Here is an 18,201-nt window from a genome sequence, read left to right as displayed (position 1 = left end):
GGGAGATCACGACACGCCCGGCGGACATGCGGACGAGGAAAGTCCGGAACCAGATGCGTCTGGACACGACCGGATTGGGAACAACCGGTGTCAGCACCACTCGACGCTAGGAGCACGCCGTGGCCCTCTCCCTGCACCGGAAGCGGACGGCCGCCCGCATGCCGGCGACCCCCACCTCCACCGCCTCCGCACCCCCCGGGCCCCCACCCGCCGGTGCCGCACCGGTCGACACCGCACCAGCCGAGACCGCGTCCGTCGACACCGCACCGGTCGACACCGCACCAGCCGAGACCGCGCCTGCCGGCACCGAGGAGCAGGGGCCTTCTGACGCAGGGCGCTCCCCTGGCGGTGCCAACCGCGTCTACACCGTCCAGCGCATCGGCGCCTTCGTCGTCGCCGGGGTCATCGCCGTCTTCGGCGTCCTCGGCCTGCTCAACGGCCTCGCCTTCTTCTCCACCGCCGGCGAGCGCGTCCTCGGCCTGTCGTCCAACGGCCTGCTGTCGGTGATCTCGCTGGTCACCGCGGTGGTCCTGGTCGTCGCCGCGTTGCGCGGCCCGCGGGTCGCCTCGACGGTCATGATCGTCATCGGCGTGCTGTTCCTGGTGTCGGCGCTGGCCAACCTGGCCGTGCTCAACACCAGCTGGAACTTCCTGGCCTTCCGGCTGAGCAACGTCGCCTTCTCCGTCGTCGCCGGCCTGGTGCTGCTCATGCTCGGCGCCTACGGCCGGGTGAGCGGCAACCTGCCCGCCGACAGCCCCTACGCCCGTGACAACAGCGGCGACGTGCCGCCCGTCTCGGCCGACGAGTACCCCTCGACCCCGGCCGAGTTCGCCGTCGAGCGGGCCATGCGCGAGGCCGAGGTCGCCGTCGTCCAGCACATCGCGACCTTCGACCAGCGCCGCCGGGTGGCCGCGATGTCCCAGGTGACCAGCCGCAAGGAGCGCCGCGCGATCTGGACGTCCTTCGACCGCGCCCGCAGGGACGCCTGAGCCCGGGAGCGGGACGATCACCGGGTGACCGTCCCGCTCTCGCACTGGCCCACTCCACTGGACCGGGCGCCGCGGTTGTCCGCGGCGCTCGGTCTGCGTCCCGGGGACCTGTCGGTCAAGCGTGACGACCTCATCGACCTCGGCGGTGGCAACAAGGTCCGCAAACTCGAGCACCTCGTCGCCGAGGCGGTGCGCGACGGCGCCACGGTCCTCGTGACCCAGGGCGGCATGCAGAGCAACCACGCGCGGATGACCGCCGCGGCCGCCGCCCGGCTGGGCCTGCGCGCGGTCCTCGTCCTCGGCGGAACCCCGGCGCGGGACCGGCCCGGCAACCTGGTGCTGGAAGGCGCCCTCGGCGCGCGGGTGGTGGTCGTCGCCGACCCCGCCGACGTCGACGCCCGCGTGGCCGAGGTGGCCGGGGACCTGCGCGCGGCCGGCGAGGTCCCCGCGGTCCTGCCCCTCGGCGGCTCGTCGGTGACCGGCGCGCGCGGCTACCTGGCCTGCGCGGCTGAGCTGCAGCAGCAGGCGCCCGACGCCCGGCACGTCGTCGTCGCGGTCGGTTCCGGCGGCACGATGGCCGGGCTGGTCGCCGGGCTGGGTGCCGACCGGGTGCTCGGCGTGGACACCGGCGCGGTGCCCGATCCGGTGGAGCGGGTGACCGCGCTGGCCGCGGCGCTGGGGTGCCCCGAGGCACCGCTCGGCTGCGCCGGGACCAGGTCGGCAGCGGCTACGGGGCACCCACCGAGGCAGCCGGGACCGCGCTGCGGACGGCGGCCCGCACGGAGGGGCTGCTGCTCGACCCCGTGTACACGGCCAAGGCGCTGGCGGGACTGGCCGCCGCGGTGGCCGACGGCTCGATCCGGCCGGGCGAGCCGACCGTGTTCGTGCACACCGGCGGCCTGCCCGGGCTCTTCGGGCACCCGCTGGCCGCCGAGCTCGCCGCCGAGGTCCTGGAGTCGTCGTAGCCTCGCGGGCGCCATGACCACCGCCCGCCCCCGCGCCGACGCCTGTCCCGGCGCCCTCCAGACGCATTCCGCGGCCGACGGCGAACTCGCGCGCGTGCGGGTGCCCGGCGGCCTGCTGACCGCCGCCCAGCTGCGAGCGCTCGCCGCCGCGGCGCGCGACCTCGGCGACGGCGCGCTGGAGATGACCAGCCGGGGCAACCTGCAGCTGCGCGGCCTGGCGTCCGGCGCCGCCCGCGAGCTCGGCGACCGATTGGCCGCGGCCGGCCTGCTGCCCAGCGAGACGCACGAGCGGGTGCGCAACGTGCTGGCCAGCGCGCTCACCGGCCGCGCCGGCGGCCTGCTCGACGCCCGCCCGTGGACCACCGCGCTCGACGCCGGCCTGTGCGCCGACCCCGCCCTGGCCGCGCTGCCCGGCCGCTACCTGGCCACGCTCGACGACGGCCGCGGCGACGTGTCCGGCCTCGGCGGCGACGTCGGCCTGCTCGCGCTGTCGCCGTCGTCGGTGGCGCTGCTGCTCGCCGGCGAGGACAGCGGGCTGCGCGCCGCCTCCGCCGGCGCCGTCGACCTGCTGCTCGCCGCCACCCGTGCGTTCCTCGCCGAGCGCGACGCCCAGGGCGGCACCGCCTGGCGGCTGGCCGAGCTCGACGACGGCGTCGCCCGCGTGGCCGCCCGCCTCGACGGGCCCCGCTCCGCGCCGGTCGCCGTCCCCGCCGCCCCGGCGGCCGGGCCCGTGGGCGCCGAGACGCAGGCCGACGGGCGGACGGCGCTGACCGGCGTCGTCCCGCTGGGCCGGATCGCCGCCGGCCAGGCCGACCTGCTGGGCTCGCTCACCGGGGAGGTCCAGCTGACCCCGTGGCGCAGCGTCATGGTGCCCGACCTCGCCGAGGACCGCGTGGACGACGCCGCCGTCGACCTGCACCGGACCGGGATCGTGTTCGACGCCGCCAGCCCGTGGGTGCGGGTCACCGCGTGCGCGGGCCGGCCCGGCTGCGCGCGGTCGCTGGCCGACGTCCGCGCCGACGCCGCCGCGGCGGTCGCGTCAGGAGCGGTTCCCGAGGACTCCCGCGTGCACTGGGCCGGCTGCGAGCGCCGCTGCGGCCGGCCGCGTGGCGACGTGCTGGACGTCGTCGCCACGCCGGTCGGCTACCGCGTCGGCTGACCGCCCTCAGTCGTCCTCGGGGTCGGGGTGGCGGGCACCGGCGGGGATCCCGGTGCCCTCGGCGATCGCCACCGCCCGGCCGACCAGCGTGATGTCCCCGTCGCCGCCCACGGTGGCCCCGCGGCCGACGTCGACGCGGTCGTCGACCACCGAGCGGGTCACGGTCGCACCTGAGCGCACCCGCACGCCGGGCAGCAGCACCGAGTCCACGACGGTCGCCCCGGCCTCCACCACCACGCCGGGCGAGATCACCGAGCCGCGCACGTTGCCGGAGACCCGGGTGCCGCCGGAGAGCAGGCTGTTCTCGATCTGGCCGTCGTCGAGCACCCGGGCCGCGCTGTGCCGGCCGCCGCGGGTGTGGACCGGCCAGGCCGGGGCGTCGAGGTCGATCGGCGGCTCGTCGGACAGGAACTCCTGGTGCGCCTCCCAGTACGACTCCACCGTGCCGACGTCGCGCCAGTAGCCCTTGAGCGGGTACGCCCGGGCCAGCCCGTCGCTCGTCTGCGCCGGCAGCAGGTGACTGCCCAGGTCCTCGAGCCCCTCCTCGCCGATCTCCGACTGCAGCTGCTCGAGCCGGTCGAGCGTCGGCCCCGGGTCGAACACGAACACCTCGTTGGTGGCCGTGGTCGTCGCCGGCTCGTCGGGCTTGTAGGCGTAACCGGTGACCCGGTCGCCGTCGACCTCGACGATCCCGTAGCGAGAGGCGTCGTCGGCCTCGACCTCCGTGGTCACCATCGTCACCTCGGCGCCGGACTCCAGGTGGGCCTCGGCGACCTCCCGGTAGTCGAGCTGGTAGACGGCGTCGGAGCTGACGACGACGAGCGCGTCGGCCCCGAACCCGCGGATGAGGTCGGCCTGCCGCCACAGGGAGTTGGCGGTGCCGGTGTTCCACCCGCCGCGCTCGGTGCCCTGGAACGGCGGCAGGGTCATCAGCCCGCCGGTCGTGCGGTCGAGGTCCCACGGCCGGCCGTTGGCCAGGTGGTCGGCCAGCGATGTCGGGTGCTGCTGGATCGACACCCAGACGTCGGCGATCCCGGAGTGCTCGCAGTTGCTCAGCGGGAAGTCGATCAGCCGGTAGACGCCGGCGAAGGGGACGGCGGGCTTGGCGCGGTGCTCGGTCAGCAGCTGCAGGCGGCCGCCGGCGCCACCGGCGAGCACGAGGACGAGCAGACGGGGGAGGGCCATGGTGTCCCCGCTACCCGCCCTGACCCCGGCTACCCGGGCTGCCCGTCCCGCTGCCCGGCCGCCCGCGGGCCGTAGCCTCGCTGCCGATGTACGACTACGAGAAGGACGGCGCCGAGATCTACCGGCAGTCGTTCGCCACGATCCGCGCCGAGGCGGATCTCACCGGCCTGCCCGAGGACCTCGCGCGGGTGGTGGTCCGGATGATCCACGCCTGCGGTCAGGTGGACCTCGTCGCCGACGTCGCGGCGAGCCCCGACGTCGTCCGGCGCGCCCGCGAGGCCCTCGACGCCGGCGCCCCGGTCCTGTGCGACGCGCAGATGGTCGCCTCGGGCGTCACCCGGCGCCGGCTGCCGAAGGACAACGACGTCGTCTGCACGCTGACCGACCCGCGGGTCCCGGCGCTGGCCGCCGACCTCGGCACCACGCGCACCGCCGCCGCGCTGGAGTTGTGGCGCGACCGGCTCGACGGCGCCGTCGTGGCGATCGGCAACGCGCCCACCGCGCTGTTCCACCTGCTCGAGATGGTCGCCGCCGGCGCCCCGCGCCCGGCCGTCGTCCTCGGGATCCCGGTCGGCTTCATCGGTGCCGCGGAGTCCAAGGAGGCGCTGGCCGCCTCCGACCTCGACTTCCTCGTCGTGCGCGGCCGGCGCGGCGGCAGCGCGATGACCGCGGCGGCCGTCAACGCGATCGCGAGCGACGTCGAGTGAGCGGGCGCCTGTACGGCGTCGGGCTGGGGCCCGGCGACCCCGAGCTGGTCACCGTCAAGGCCGCACGGCTGATCGCCGCCGCCGACGTCGTCGCCTTCCACGCCGCGCAGCACGGCCGCTCGGTGGCCCGCGCGCTGGCCGCGCCGTACCTGCGCGAGGGACAGGTCGAGGAGCTGCTGGTCTACCCGGTCACCACCGAGACCACCGACCACCCCGGCGGCTACCAGGGCGCCATCGACGAGTTCTACGAGGCCGCTGCCGCCCGGCTGGCCGCGCACCTCGACGCTGGTCGCGACGTCGTCGTGCTGGCCGAGGGCGACCCGTTCTTCTACGGCTCCTACATGCACATGCACAAGCGGCTCGCGCACCGCTACCCGACCGAGGTGGTGCCCGGCGTGACCAGCGTCAGCGGCGCCGCGGCGGTCGTGGGGCGGCCGCTGGTGGAGCGCGACGAGGTGCTCACCGTGCTGCCCGGCACGCTGCCCGCCGACGAGCTGGCCGAGTGGCTGGCCACCACCGACTCCGCCGCGGTGATGAAGCTCGGGCGCACGTTCGCCCAGGTCCGCGAGGCATTCGACGCCGCCGGCGTCCTCGACCGCGCCCTCTACGTCGAGCGGGCCACCACCGACCGGCAGCGGGTCGCCCCGCTGGCCGACGTCGACCCGGCCACCGTCCCGTACTTCTCGCTGGCCCTGCTGCCCTCACCGCTCACCGGGCCGACCCCGGGTCCCGAGCAGCCGCGCGACGACGAGGCGCGCGCCGGCGAGGTGGTCGTCGTGGGCCTCGGCCCCGGTGCCCGCGGCTGGACCACCCCCGAGGTCGCCGACGCTCTCGCCCGCGCCGACGACCTGGTCGGCTACGGCCCCTACCTCGACCGCGTGCCGGCCAACCCGCGGCAGACCCGCCACGCCAGCGGTAACCGGGTGGAGGCCGAGCGGGCCGCGCACGCCCTGGAGCTGGCCCGGTCCGGACGGCGGGTCGCGGTGGTCTCCAGCGGCGACCCCGGCGTCTTCGCCATGGCCGCCGCGGTGCTGGAGGTGGCCGCTGCTCCCGAGCACGCCGGCGTCCGGGTGCGGGTGCTGCCCGGGCTGACCGCGGCGCAGGCGGTGGCCTCCCGCGTGGGCGCCCCGCTGGGACACGACTTCGCGGTCATCAGCCTCTCCGACGTGCTCAAGCCGCTCGACGTCGTCCTCGACCGGCTGCGGTCCGCGGCGGCCGCCGACCTGGTCCTCGCCCTCTACAACCCGCGGTCGAAGGCCCGCCCGCACCAGCTCGCCAAGGCCCTGGACGCGCTGCGCGAGGTGCGCGAGCCGGAGACGGTGGTCGTCGTCGGCCGCGACGTCGGCGGGCCGGAGGAGCAGGTCCGGGTGACCACGCTCGGCGACCTGGACCCGGAGACGGTGGACATGCGCTGCCTGCTGCTCGTCGGGTCCTCGCAGACGCGGGTCACGCCGTCCGGGCAGGTGTACACGCCGCGGCGTCATCCGTCCTGACACACCGTTGCGGGGAACAACCGGCTCGCGCGGCGCCTTGCCTCCTGGCGTGCCCCGACTCCCCCGTCCGCTCGCGTTCTGGTCGGTGGCCGGACTCCTCGTGCTGGTGCTGGCCGCCTCCGGCGTCCCGTCGCCGCTCTACCGCGTCTACCAGGAGCAGTTCGGGTTCGGCGCCGGCGTCCTGACGCTGGTGTTCGGCATCTACGCCCTCGCGCTGCTGGCCGCGCTGCTCGTGGTGGGCAGCCTGTCCGACCACGTCGGGCGTCGGCCGGTGCTCGCCGGGGCGCTGCTGCTGCAGGCGGTCGCGATGGTGGCCTTCCTCGTCGCCGACGGCGTCGGCTGGCTGCTGGCCGCCCGCGTGCTCCAGGGGCTGTCCACGGGTGCGCTCACCGGCTCGCTCGGTGCGGCGCTGCTCGACATGCAGCGCCGCGACCGCCCGCTCGGCGCGCTGCTCAACAGCGTCGCCCCCGGCCTCGGGCTCTCGCTCGGGGCGTTCGGGGCCGGCCTGGCCATCGAGACGGTCGTCAGCCCGACCCCGTGGGTGTTCGGCGTGCTCACCGTCGTGTTCGTGCTCGGTGCGGTGCTGGCCTGGGCGCTGCCGGAGACCTCGCCGCGGCTGCCGGGCGCGCTCGCCTCGCTGCGGCCCCGGGTCGCGGTGCCCCAGCCGCAGCGCCGGGCGTTCCTCGTCGCCACCCCGGCCCTGGTCGCGCTGTGGGCGATGGGCGGGCTGGTGCTCTCCCTCGGCCCGTCGCTGACCGCCGGGGTGTTCGGCGTCGAGGACCACCTGGTCGGGAGCCTGCTGATCCTGTGCATGCAGGGCTCGGCGGCCGTCGGGAGCGTGCTCGCCCGTGACCTCGCCCCGCGCCGGGCGATGGCCGGAGGCTGCCTCGTGTTCGCCACCGCCATCGTCGGCCTGCTGGTCGGGCTGGTCTCCGGGACGCTCTGGCTGTTCTTCGTCGCCGCGGGTGTGGCCGGCCTGGGCTTCGGCGCGGCCTTCCTCGGCTCCGTGGCCACCGTGACGGCGGGCGTCTCGCCGGGTCACCGCGGGGGCCTGCTGTCGAGCATCTTCGTCGTCGGCTACCTGGCCTTCAGCATCCCGGCGATCATCGCCGGCCTGGCCGTGAACACCCTGGGGCTGCGGGTGGTCGCGGAGGTCTACGGCGTGGTCGTCATCGCGCTGGCGTTGGTGGCTGCGGCGGGCCTGCGGCTGTCCCGCCCCCGCAGGCCCGCCGCCGTCGCGGCCGAGGAGCCCGCGGAGTCGCTCGCGGCCTGAGGGGTCCCGCCTCGTCCGTCTGACCTGCGGGAACTGTCGTACCCCGCCCGTAGGTTCAGGGTCGTGCAGGAGGTCGCGGAGTACGTGTCACCGATCGAGCGGGCGCTCGTCGGCGTGCTGCTCGAGCGGCCGGTGCGTGCTCAGCGGCTACCGGTGGCGCTGCTCTCGCGAGAGCAGACGGCCGCAGAACTGCAGCGTCTGCAGGCACGTAAGGCGATGGACGCCGCCTACGAGGCCGAGCTCATCCTCCAGCTGGCCGACCAGTCCCCGATGACGACGACCCGCCACCTGGCACACCGGGTGCGCGGGCGCGGTCGTGGAAGCCCGATCCCGAGCTGCCCGGGGTGTCGGAGTTCTTCCCCGCCGAGCTGGCGGTGGTGCTCAACTGCGGCCGCCTGTCGGCCAGTCAGCGGGCGCACCGCGCGTGGACGTATCGGACGCACCTGCCGGCGACGTGGGCCGCGATGCGCGGCGGGGAGCTGGACGAGTACCGGGCCATGACGCTGGTCGAGGTGCTGCAGCACACCGACCCGGCTGCTGCCCGAGCCGTGGAGTCCCGACTGCTCCCCGAGGCGGCCGACCTGACGGCGGGCCGGCTGAAGAAAAAGGCGCTGGAGCTGCTGATCGAGCTGGACGCCGAGACCGCCGACCGGCGACGGGAGCAGGCCGAGCGGCGCGCCGACGTCCGGGTCTATCCCTCACCGCAGGAGGGCATGGCCACCTTGGCCGCCGACCTGCCCGCCGGGACCGCCGCGGCCTGCCACGCCCTGGTCGACCAGCTCGCGCGGATGCTCAAGGCCGACGGTGACGAGCGCCCGATCGGGAAGATCCGTACCGCGGTGTTCGCCGACCTGCTGCAGCGGCCGTGGGACGACAGCCGCCCGCCGGTGACGGCGCATCTGCAGATCATCGCCTCATTGGCGGCACTCGCCGGGCAGTCCGACGAGCCGGGTGAGGACAACGGGCTGCCGATCACCGCCGGCCAACTGCGCGAGCTGCTCCGACAGCTGGACGGGCTCGGTGTGCGCGCTCCCGAGGGCGGGTCGGTGACGCTGGCGCTGACCGACGAGGACGGCGCGCTGCGGGCGACCAGCACGCTGGACCAGCTGCGCCGCCTGGCTCGCCGCGGCTGCCCCGACCACCCGAGTGGCGACTGCGGCTGTGCCGTTCTCGACCGTCCCGAGCCGGTCGACCGCTACGGCCCCTCGGCGGCGCAGGAGCGGTTCGTGCGCACCCGCGACCGCACCTGCCGGTTCCCCACCTGTGGGCAACGCGTCGGGTGGGCCGATGCCGACCACGTCGTCCCGCACGCCCACGGTGGCGTCACGGACTGCGCGAACCTGTGCTGCCTGTGTCGCAGCCACCACCGCCTCAAGACCTTCGCCCACGGCTGGCGTTTCACCATGAGTCCCGACGGCGTCCTCACCGTCACCACGCCCTCCGGGATCACGCGGACGACCCGCCCGCCGGGCCTGCGCCCGCCACCAGCACCCGCCCCACCGCCGGACGACACCAAGCCGCTCCCGACAGAACCGACGGACGATCCGCCGCCCTTCTGATCCAGCAGGTCAGGGAGCGGGCCCCCACCGGACGGGGAGCCCGCGACCGCCTACCGGCCCGGGTAGGGCTGCGCCTTGAGCGCGCGGGCCAGGTGCGCGGCGTTCTCGGCCAGCGTCTTCGTCGTGGACGCGACCGCCTCGGGGGTCTCGTCGAGGTCGTTGTAGTCGCGGCTGCCCATCGCCTCGTCGTTCCAGTAGGTGGCGCCCTGCGCCGGGATGGTGAACCCGATGTCGTCGAGGCCCGGAAGAGGTCGGCGCTGATCTTGTGCGCGCCGTCCTCGTTGCCGACCACGCACACCACCGCGACCTTGCCGGTGACCAGCGGCCGGCCGGAGTCGTCGGTCTCGGACAGCTCGCCGTACAGCCGCTCCAGCACCCGCTGGGCCACGCTGCTCATGTGGCCGACCCAGGTCGGCGTCGAGACGACGAGGACGTCGGCGGCCATGAGCTTCTCGCGGATGCCCGGCCACGCGTCGCCCTCGCCCATGTCCACCTCCACGCCCGGCTTGACGTCCCGACGGGGGTAGGTGCCATGTATCAGGATCGTGCGCGACCCACCGCGGCGCAGTACCGGTCGTGGTCGGCGCGCGCTTCGGACAGTGGCGCCAGGACCTCCTCGTCGGCGACCTCCGCGACCCGGGCGGTGAGCCGGCGCCGCGCGGTCCGCGCCCGACGTCTGGCCCCGGCCGCCACCAGCGGCCGGCACAGCAGCGCCAGCAGCAACCCGGCCAGCAAGCCGCCGACCAGCAGCAGCGTGGGCAGCGGGATCCCCTGCACCCGGGGCAGCGGGAGGACGTCGTCGAGCTGCAGCAGCCCCAGCCCCACGAGGGCGAGCAGCCACAGCGCGCCCACCAGAGCGGTCAGCACGAGCAGCCACTGCAGGCCGCCCACGGCGCGCTGCCAGATCGGCGTGCGGTCCGGGCCGAGGTCGGTGCCGGCGACGGCGCGGTCGAGCCGGTCGGGCAGCCGCTCCTCGGTGTCCTCCGACGTGCGGCGCAACTCGTCACGCCAGGCCGGCGGCAGTCCCCGGCCGGCCTCGTCGCGTGCCCGGCGCAGCGCTGCGTCCATCCCGGCCCGCTGCACCGCCCCGGCCTGCGGCAGCGAGGTGCGCGAGCGCTCGTCGCCCAGGTGCAGCCGGTCCAGCGGGTCGGCCCGCAGCTTCGACGTCCAGCGCACCACCGGCCAGCCGGTGTGCGTGTTGCCGTTGCGGCGGGCGGAGCGCTCGACGGCCGCGACGACGGCCGGCACCCCGGCGGCGTCGGCGAGCGCGCCGGCGAGGGACTCGCGCGCCGCCCGGTCCGGCCCGCGGTCCCGGCCGGCGTCGGTCGCGCAGTGCGCGGCCAGGGCCCCGGCGGCGGCGCGGGCGTCGGCGGTGAGCCGGTCGGTGGCGGCCTTCCGCGCCCCCACCCGGCGGGCCAGCTCGGCGCGCAGCTCCGGCAGGCCGAGTCCGGTGCGGGCCGCGGTGGGCAGCACCGGCGTGCCGGTCAGCCCCTCCTCGTCGAGCAGCCGGCGCAGGTCGGTCAGGCAGGCCACCGCGGCGGCCTCGTCGAGCCGGTCGACCTGGTTGAGCACCACGAGCAGCACGCCGGAGTGCCCCGCCAGCGGCGCCAGGTAGCGGGTGTGCACGGCGTCGTCGGCGTACTTCTGCGGATCGAGCACCCACACCAGGACGTCGACCAGCTGCACCAGCCGGTCGACCTCCAGCCGGTTCTCCAGCCGCACGCTGTCGTGGTCGGGCAGGTCGAGCAGCACCAGCCCGTCCAGCGCGGGGTCGCCGTCGGTCACCCGGTGCCGGCGCGGCACCTCGAGCCAGTCGAGCAGCCGGTCGGCGCCGTTCTCGCCCCAGATGGTCGCGTGCGCGACGCCGGTGGTCGGCCGGCGCACGCCCGGCGTGCTCACCTCGGCGCCGGACAGCGCGTTGAACAGCGTGGACTTGCCGCTGCCGGTGGCCCCCGCCAGCGCGACGACGGTCGCGTCGCCCAGCGCCTCGCGGGCACCGGCCTTGGCCAGCAGCGACCGCGCCGCCCCGACCTCGGGCACCTCCAGCCGGCCCTCGGCCACCCCGACCGCCTCGCGCAGCGCCGCCAGCCGGTCGGCCAGCGACAGCTCCCGCGCCCTCACGCCGACCTCCGCGCCGCGGCCAGCGCGGCCACGGCCGCGCGCAGCCGCCCGGCCGCGTCGGGTGCGTCCTCGGCCACGACCAGCAGCTCGTCGAAGCGGTCCTCCTCGGCGGCCAGCAGCCGGTCGGCGCGGGCATCGAGGTCGGCGCGCGCCCGCGCGGCCAGCGCGCGCACCGCGGCGTCGCCGAACACCGCCTCGAGCACCCGCTGCCCCACCGCCGTCGTCCCGCCGGCGATGGCGAGCTCGGCGCCCGACAGGCCCGCCGTCGAGGCGAAGACGGCGACCATCACCACCGCGCCGGCCCCGTTGACGCCCCAGGACAGCAGCCGTGCCTGCGAGCGCTTGCCCGCGCCCTCCTCGCGCACCAGTTCGAGCACGTAGCCCTGCCAGTCGCGCACCTCGTCGGCGGCCGCGGGCGCGAAGTCCGGCGACACCGTCCCGAGCTCCACCTCCCGGCCCGCGACCAGCGCCCCACCGCCGGGCAGCGAGCGCCACGCGGTCACCGTGCGGTCGGCGGCCCGCTCCGCCTCGGAGCGCAGCAGCGTCTCCACCCCCGACTCCAGCGCGCCGTGCAGCGAGTCCGCCGTCGACGGCCGGCCGCTCAGCGCCGCCCCCAGCCGGTCGCGCAGCCAGCCCACCCGGCTCTGCAGCGAGCGCATCCACTCACCCGTGCCGACGAAGTCCTGCCAGCGGGCCATCACCTCACCGCGCAGCAGGCTGCCGTTGCCGACGCCCTCGCCCACCGCCTGCCGCGCGCCGTCGTAGGCGGCGTCGGCGGCGTCGCGCAGGGCGATCGCGGTCGCCGCCTGCTCCTCCACGCCGGCCGCGACCGCGGCCACCCGCCCGTCGAGGCTCTCCAGCGCCCCGGCCAGCGTCTGCCGGACGACGGCGGCGCGCTGCTCCTGGTCGGCGGCCAGCCCGCGCAGCCAGTCGCGCAGCTGCGCGACCTGCGCCTCGGGCAGGAACCCGTCGTGCAGCGGCCGCTCCTCGACGACGAACAGCCGCGCCGACCCCAGCCCGCCGCGCTGCAGCATGGCGGCGAGGTCGGCGGCCACCTCGCTCACCGCCTCGGGCGGCGTCCGGTCCAGCACGACCGCCAGCGCCGTCCCCCGCTCCTGCGCCGTCCGCAGCAGGTCCCACGGGACGGCGTCAGCGTAGCGGGCCGCCGTCGTGACGAAGACCCACAGGTCCGCCGCCGAGAGCAGCTGCCCGGCGAGGTCGCGGTTGGCCTCGACCACCGAGTCGACGTCGGGGGCGTCGATGAGCGCCAGCCCCGGCGGCAGCGCCTCGGTCGGCACGAGCCGCAGGCCGCCGGCGACGTCCCCCTCCCCGGTGGTGCGGGGCATGCCGGGCAGCACGCGGTCGCCGGAGAACGCCGGGAGGTCGACCGGGGAGCAGACCAGCACGGGTGCGCGGGTGGTCGGCCGCAGCACGCCGGGCGCGGTCACCCGCGCGCCGAGCACGCTGTTGACCAGCGTGGACTTGCCCGCGCCGGTGGAGCCACCGACGACGGCGAGCAGCGGGGCGTCGAGGTCGCGCAGCCGCGGCAGCAGGTAGTCGTCGACCTGGTCCACCACCGCCCGGGCGGTGCGCGCGGTGGCGTCCCGTCCGGGGGTGGCCAGGCCGAGAGGGGCCGCGGCGACCGCATCGCGCAGCTCCTGGAGGGCATCGGTCAACAGCACGGGCGCGGTCACACCTGGTTCCTTGCCCGGACGGCGCCGCGCTACCCCTCCAGCGTCCGCAGCGCCGCGGGCACCTCCCCCGGCGTCGCGACGACGACGGCCGCGCCGGCCGCGGTGAGCTCGCCGGCACCGCCCGGGCCCCAGCCCGCGCCGACGCACGGCAGACCGTGCGCCGCGGCGCCGAGGACGTCGTGCTCCCGGTCGCCGACCAGCGCCACCGCGCGGGTGCCCGGGTGGGCGGCCAGCGCGGCGGCGACCACCTGGTCCTTGTGCCGGACGGCGCCGTCGAGGCCGGCGCCGTGGACGCTGGCGAAGGCGCGTAGCAGGCCCACGTGCCCCAGCACGCGGACGGCGAACACCTGCGGCTTGCTGGTGGCCACGGCGAGCACGGCGCCGCCGTCGCGGAGGGTCCGCAGCAGCTGCGGCACGCCGTCGTACACGGCCACGTCGAGCAGCGCCCCGGACGAGTAGTGGGCGCGGTAGGCGGCCACCGCGCGCCCGACGTCGTCGCCGGTCAGCCCGAACACGGTGGCGAAGCCGTCCTGCAGCGGCGGGCCGACCATGGCGCGCACCTGCGCCGGCGTCGGCTCCGGCAGCCCGAGCCCGGCCGCGGCGACCCGCACCGACGCCCAGATGCCCGGGGTCGAGTCGACCAGCGTGCCGTCGAGGTCGAACAGGACCAGCGGGGGGCCCGAGGTGCTCGCAGGAGTCCCACCCAGCTCACGAGCGCTCACCGCGCCACGAGCTGGGTCCTGCGGTGTTGAACGCATCACACCGACGCCCCGTACGTACCAGTGACCCGCAGAGCCGGGTCCGGCCGCTCGGCCGACATCGCAAGGAGTTCGTCATGCGACTCGCCTTCCGCACTGCAGCAATCGCCACCCTCAGCATCACCGCCATGGGCCTCGGCAGCCCGCTCGCCCTCGCGCACGGAGACGGAGGCGGCACCAGCGGTGGCGGAGGCAGCTACGGCGCCAGTCACGACCGCGGGAGCGGCCGCGACGGCGTCCGCGCCGCCTCCTACATCAACCGCGACACGGGAGCAGCGACAGAGAACCCCGACGTCGACCGAGGGTCCTCCTGCGCCAACCCCGACCACCGCGACCAGCAGCGGCTCAGCGACCCCGGCACCGCCAACCGCAACGTGCACAACGACGCCTGCTTCCTCGACGACCGCGGCCAGAAGGTCAACGGGCCGGCCTCCTTCCAGAGCTCCGGCGTCGGCTTCATCAGCGCCTGCCCCGACCCCGACGGCACAGGGCCCCAGTACTCCCGGCTCAGCGACACCAACGGCGACGGCCGCAACGACCTCTGCTTCCAGTCCAGCTACCAGATGACCGGCGCAGCCGGGGACCTGGAGTTCCACGCCCGGCTCAACAACACCACCATGCCGGGCGTCCAGCACGTCGTCTGGTGCGCCGACGCCGACGCCAACGGCTGCCGGGACGAGCGGGTGAAGGACGGCATCAGGATCCACTGGAACAACGGCTGAGGCGACAGCTCGCAGGGCGGCCACGTCCTGTGATCCCCGACAGGGTCGGCGGCCCACCGGCGCCCCTGTCGGGGTGGTACCCCAGAGCCGCCACCGAGCGCAGCCGTTCGTCGGAACGATCTCGGGTACACGACGGGTGCACGTCAGAGCCCGGACCAGTCCTGGAGGACACGCCGGGACCGACGAACGACACCCGACCCGACCTGCGCATCCGCTGCCTGCAGTCACTCGCTGACACGCCGTGTCCCATCGAGGTCGAACAGGACCGGACCGGGACGACTCGGCATCCGACCCCCTCGCTGCGGCATCGGACGTCAGCCTGTCACCCCGCCTCCCGGAGCGCGGCGGCGTCCACCCCGCCGAAGGCCTCGACGACGACGTCCTCGACGTCCGCGGAGTGGATCGTCTGGGTGACGTCGACGAACAGCGGGATGACCGGCATGTCCGCGAGCACGACGTCCTCGGCCATGGCGTAGGCGGCGAGCGCCTCCTCCTCGGTGGGGGCGGCATCGGCACGGGCGAGCAACGCGTCGAACGCCGGGTCGCTGTAGGAGCTGGCGTTCGCGCCCGCCGGGGGCAGCGCCAGCGTCGAGAACAGCGGCTCCAGGGCGCTGCGCGGGCTCGGGGTGTCCGGGGCCCAGCCGTGGCGGAACGGCCCGGTCATCCCCTGCTCGGCGATGAGCCCGAGGTACTCCGCGGGGGCCAGGGCCCCGTGCAGGACGTAGTCGACCCCCAGGTTGGCACGCAGCTGGTTGCGCACCGCCTCGACCCAGGCCTCGTTGCCCGAGCCGGCGTTGAACCACAGCTCGACCGGCCGGCTGCGGTCGAAGCCCGCCCGGTCGAGCAGTGCGTTCGCCCGGTCCACGTCCAGGACGCAGTAGCCACAGGCCCCGTCCCGGTGCCCCAGCAGACCCGGAGCGATCAGGGAGTCCGCCGGACGCCGGGTGCCCGCGAGGACCGTCTCGGTGATGGCCGCCCGGTCGATCGCCATCGACAGCCCCCGCCGGACGCGGGGGTCGGCCCAGCGTGCGTCGTACAGCGGCAGGGCGAGGTACGTGAGGCCCGCGGTCGGGGTGTCGACGACCCGGCCGGCGACGTCGCGCTCCGCCCGCGCGACCACGTCCGGCGAGGCGCCCGGGAGGACGTCGAGGTCCCCCGACAGGAGCTCGGTGTACGCGGTGTCCTCGTCGAGGTAGACGCGGTACTCGATCGCCTCCACCGCGGCCGGTCGCGGGCCGGCGTAGTCGTCGTAGCGGCGCAGCGTGATGCCCTGGCCGGGGACGTGGTCGGCCTCCGCCCGGAACGGGCCGTTCCCGACCGGCCGGCGACCGAAGGCCTCGGGGTCGGCGGAGTAGGCCTCCGGCAGGGGCAGCAGGACCCGCTGCCCCCGGGTGACCGGGAGCTGGGCGAAGGGCGCGGTCAGCGTCACGGTGAACGTCAGGTCGTCGAGACCCGCAACCCGCTCAGCTCCGTGGCGGCCGGCTCGCCGCCTCCGTCAGGGGGCTGGAGGTCCGTGTAGCCGGCGACGTCGGCGAGGGCGTAGGACCCGGTCATCCCGTTCGGCCCGTACGCGGTGGCGTTCCAGGCGTCGACGTAGGACGACGCGGTGACCGCCGAGCCGTCGTGGAAGGTCCAGCCCTCCCGCAGCCGGATCGTCCACGTCGAGTTGTCGGTGGACTCGACCGACTCGGCGACGCCGGTGTACCGGACCCGGCCGTCCGGGGCGTACTCGACCAGACCGGTCCACAGCGAGTCGAGCACCTGCAGACCTGCGTCGTCCATGGTGTCGCCGGGGACCAGTGGGGCCGCCGGCTCGCCGATCGCGATGCTCACCGCCTCCGGCCCCGTCCCGTCCGGCGGCGACCCGCCGCAGGCCGGGAGCAGCGCGAGGTCCACGACGGCGAGCGCCACCAGGACGGGCGAGCGGAGTCCGGGGTGCACGGGGAGCCGCTCAGGACCGCCCTGCGGTCACTGCTCCGACCAGACGCCGAGCTCGTTGCCCGACGGGTCGGCGAAGTGGAAGCGGCGCCCGCCGGGGAACGCGTACGGCTCCTCGACGACCTCCCCGCCCGCACGCCGCACCGCGGCCACGGAGGCGTCCAGGTCGGCCGAGAACAGCAGGACCAGCGGCCCGCCGGGACGCACCTCGTCGTCCCGTCGCAGGCCGCCCACCTCCCCGGCGTCGTCCCGCGGGTCGCGGATGCCGGAGTAGTCCGGCCCGTAGGAGGTGAACCGCCAGCCGAACGCCTCGCCGTAGAAGCGCTCGGCGGCGGCGAGGTCGGTCACGGTCAGCTCGACGTGGTCGAGGGCGTGGTGCCGGTGCGGGGAGTCCTCGGCCATGCGGGAGTCCTCCCGCCGCGGGAGCCGTCGCGGAACGGGTCACCGGCTGGTGACGGCGACCCGCAGGCCCAGCCCGACGAGGACCGTGCCGCTGACGCCCTCCAGCCACGCCCGCACCCGCGGACGGCGGAACCAGGTGCCGGCGCGCGCCACACCGGCCGCCAGCAACAGGTACAGCACCGTCTCCAGCGCCACCTGCACGAGCGCGAACACCGCGGTGGTGGCGAACAGCGGCCGGTCCGCGGGCACGAACTGGGGGTAGAAGGCGATCACGAACACCGCGGCCTTGGGGTTGGCCAGCTGCACGATGACGCCCTCGCCGAACCCGGCCCAGCCGCCCCGGCGGGATGACGGGAGCGCCGTCGTCCCGGACCGGCCGGCGGACCGCTCGCACCAGGCCGCGCGCAGCGCCTGGACGCCCAGCCAGCACAGGACCGCGGCACCGACCACCCGCAGCACGAGGAAGGCCACCTCGGAGGCGGCGACCAGACCGGCGAAGCCCGCCGCGGCCAGCAGCGCCCAGGCGTAGAGCCCGAGCTCCAGGCCCAGCACCGTCGGGACGGCGGCCCGGAACCCGCCGAGGGCGGCGCGGCGCAGGATCAGGGCCATCGCCGGCCCCGGGGACGCCGCGATCAGCACGACGGCGAGCAGGAACGCCGGCCACGAGGGGATCGCGTCCACGCCGCGCAGGGTGCCAGCGGGCGGTCCGGCGGTCGACCGCGTTCCCGGCCGGCGAGGGGGTCAGCGCAGCACGGCGTCCAGGAAGGTCTCCACCTGCCCGCGCAGCTCGGCGGCGCGCTCCTCGCCCACCTCGGCCGGGTCCCGCTCGCGCAGCCACGGCGGGATCTCGCTGCGCGCCCGGGCGGCGCAGCCCAGGTCGGCGCACACGTAGGTGCCCACGGTGTTGCCGTTGCGGCCGGCCTCCCCGGCCCGCCGGGCGGTGCACAGCGAGACGGCGTCGCCGGAGTGCGTCGACTGGCAGAGCAGGCACATCACCGTGCGGCGGGCCGACATCCTCGTGTCGGCGGCCCGCAGCGCCACGCCCACCGGCCGGCCCTCCCGCTGCACGACGAGGTAGCCGCGCAGGGGCGCCTTCGGGTCGCGCCAGCCGAGCACCTCGAGCTCGCCCCACGGCAGGTCGGCGAGGTCGCGCGGGAGGGTGGCGGAGTTCGCCTCGCCCTTCGAGCAGTTCACGAAGGAGCGCCGCACCTGCTGCTCGGTCATCGGTTCCACGAG

17 protein-coding genes and 2 pseudogenes are annotated in these 18,201 nt (G+C 76.0%); 8 read left to right on the top strand and 11 right to left on the bottom strand.

What is annotated here, in order from left to right; translation table 11 throughout:
- Positions 1 to 119 precede the first annotated feature (119 nt).
- From BM414_RS01920 to cobG, 3 genes and pseudogenes are all read left to right on the top strand, one after another.
- On the top strand, positions 120 to 989 hold the full coding sequence (locus BM414_RS01920) for a DUF4383 domain-containing protein (protein ID WP_245784395.1): 870 nt from the start codon (positions 120 to 122) through the stop codon (positions 987 to 989).
- Between the two features lie 24 nt (positions 990 to 1,013).
- Positions 1,014 to 1,954: pseudogene (locus BM414_RS01915) on the top strand (pyridoxal-phosphate dependent enzyme).
- A 13-nt stretch (positions 1,955 to 1,967) separates the two neighbouring features.
- Positions 1,968 to 3,113 carry a precorrin-3B synthase gene (cobG, locus tag BM414_RS01910; RefSeq protein WP_093577725.1) on the top strand — a complete coding sequence of 382 codons (1,146 nt, stop codon included), beginning with the start codon at positions 1,968 to 1,970 and terminating at the stop codon, positions 3,111 to 3,113.
- 6 nt (positions 3,114 to 3,119) lie between these two features.
- Here the strand turns inward: cobG and BM414_RS01905 are convergent, their stop codons facing one another.
- Positions 3,120 to 4,298 carry a glucose-1-phosphate adenylyltransferase family protein gene (locus BM414_RS01905; protein ID WP_093577724.1) on the bottom strand — a complete coding sequence of 393 codons (1,179 nt, stop codon included), beginning with the start codon at positions 4,296 to 4,298 and terminating at the stop codon, positions 3,120 to 3,122.
- Positions 4,299 to 4,384: 86 nt separating this feature from the next.
- On the opposite strand from BM414_RS01905, the gene BM414_RS01900 reads away from it, so the two are divergent.
- The 4 genes from BM414_RS01900 (at position 4,385) to BM414_RS01885 (ending at position 9,330) form a co-directional block, all read left to right on the top strand.
- On the top strand, positions 4,385 to 5,005 hold the full coding sequence (locus tag BM414_RS01900; protein WP_093577723.1) for a precorrin-8X methylmutase: 621 nt from the start codon (positions 4,385 to 4,387) through the stop codon (positions 5,003 to 5,005).
- Entirely contained in the window at positions 5,002 to 6,498 is a 1,497-nt protein-coding gene (locus tag BM414_RS01895) for a precorrin-2 C(20)-methyltransferase (protein WP_093577722.1), read from the top strand. Before BM414_RS01900 ends, BM414_RS01895 begins: the two co-directional genes overlap by 4 nt.
- A 49-nt stretch (positions 6,499 to 6,547) precedes the next feature.
- The gene (locus tag BM414_RS01890) at positions 6,548 to 7,771 is read left to right on the top strand and encodes an MFS transporter (RefSeq protein ID WP_093577721.1); all 1,224 of its coding nucleotides are present in this window, start codon (positions 6,548 to 6,550) and stop codon (positions 7,769 to 7,771) included.
- A gap of 344 nt (positions 7,772 to 8,115) precedes the next feature.
- Positions 8,116 to 9,330, top strand: coding sequence for an HNH endonuclease signature motif containing protein (locus BM414_RS01885; protein WP_245784394.1), 1,215 nt, complete (start codon positions 8,116 to 8,118; stop codon positions 9,328 to 9,330).
- A 50-nt stretch (positions 9,331 to 9,380) separates the two neighbouring features.
- Here the strand turns inward: BM414_RS01885 and BM414_RS30510 are convergent, their stop codons facing one another.
- The 5 genes and pseudogenes from BM414_RS30510 to BM414_RS01865 form a co-directional block, all read right to left on the bottom strand.
- The gene (locus tag BM414_RS30510; protein ID WP_245784424.1) at positions 9,381 to 9,626 is read right to left on the bottom strand and encodes a hypothetical protein; all 246 of its coding nucleotides are present in this window, start codon (positions 9,624 to 9,626) and stop codon (positions 9,381 to 9,383) included.
- A 5-nt stretch (positions 9,627 to 9,631) separates the two neighbouring features.
- Positions 9,632 to 9,775 (bottom strand): annotated as a pseudogene (locus BM414_RS30505) (flavodoxin); the annotation flags it as partial.
- Positions 9,776 to 9,867: 92 nt separating this feature from the next.
- Positions 9,868 to 11,451, bottom strand: a complete 1,584-nt coding sequence (locus BM414_RS01875) for a YfjP family GTPase (protein ID WP_093577720.1) — start codon at positions 11,449 to 11,451, stop codon at positions 9,868 to 9,870.
- Positions 11,448 to 13,145, bottom strand: coding sequence for a P-loop NTPase family protein (locus BM414_RS01870; RefSeq protein WP_093577719.1), 1,698 nt, complete (start codon positions 13,143 to 13,145; stop codon positions 11,448 to 11,450). The genes BM414_RS01875 and BM414_RS01870 overlap by 4 nt, the downstream gene beginning before the upstream one ends.
- A gap of 29 nt (positions 13,146 to 13,174) precedes the next feature.
- A complete protein-coding gene (locus BM414_RS01865) occupies positions 13,175 to 13,867 on the bottom strand; it encodes an HAD hydrolase-like protein (RefSeq protein WP_245784393.1) in 693 nt (230 codons plus the stop codon).
- 113 nt (positions 13,868 to 13,980) lie between these two features.
- On the opposite strand from BM414_RS01865, the gene BM414_RS01860 reads away from it, so the two are divergent.
- On the top strand, positions 13,981 to 14,625 hold the full coding sequence (locus BM414_RS01860; protein ID WP_093577717.1) for a hypothetical protein: 645 nt from the start codon (positions 13,981 to 13,983) through the stop codon (positions 14,623 to 14,625).
- Between the two features lie 322 nt (positions 14,626 to 14,947).
- Here the strand turns inward: BM414_RS01860 and BM414_RS01855 are convergent, their stop codons facing one another.
- From BM414_RS01855 to BM414_RS01840, 5 genes are read right to left on the bottom strand one after another with little or no spacing between them, the layout of a single operon-like run.
- Positions 14,948 to 16,054 (bottom strand): ABC transporter substrate-binding protein, encoded by a 1,107-nt coding sequence (locus BM414_RS01855; protein WP_217644474.1) that lies wholly within the window; start codon positions 16,052 to 16,054, stop codon positions 14,948 to 14,950.
- Between the two features lie 8 nt (positions 16,055 to 16,062).
- Positions 16,063 to 16,566: an ABC transporter substrate-binding protein gene (locus BM414_RS31255; RefSeq protein ID WP_217644473.1), complete on the bottom strand. Its 504-nt coding sequence runs from the start codon at positions 16,564 to 16,566 to the stop codon at positions 16,063 to 16,065.
- 27 nt (positions 16,567 to 16,593) lie between these two features.
- Entirely contained in the window at positions 16,594 to 16,965 is a 372-nt protein-coding gene (locus BM414_RS01850) for a VOC family protein (RefSeq protein WP_093577716.1), read from the bottom strand.
- Between the two features lie 39 nt (positions 16,966 to 17,004).
- Positions 17,005 to 17,646 carry a LysE family translocator gene (locus tag BM414_RS01845; RefSeq protein ID WP_217644471.1) on the bottom strand — a complete coding sequence of 214 codons (642 nt, stop codon included), beginning with the start codon at positions 17,644 to 17,646 and terminating at the stop codon, positions 17,005 to 17,007.
- A 60-nt stretch (positions 17,647 to 17,706) separates the two neighbouring features.
- Entirely contained in the window at positions 17,707 to 18,189 is a 483-nt protein-coding gene (locus BM414_RS01840) for an FBP domain-containing protein (protein ID WP_245784422.1), read from the bottom strand.
- Between the last annotated feature and the right edge of the window lie 12 nt (positions 18,190 to 18,201).

Source organism: Geodermatophilus amargosae, from assembly GCF_900116515.1.
Classification (GTDB): domain Bacteria; phylum Actinomycetota; class Actinomycetes; order Mycobacteriales; family Geodermatophilaceae; genus Geodermatophilus; species Geodermatophilus amargosae.
The sequence above is the reverse complement of the archived record's forward strand: the minus strand, read 5'-3'. Positions and strand labels throughout refer to the sequence as shown.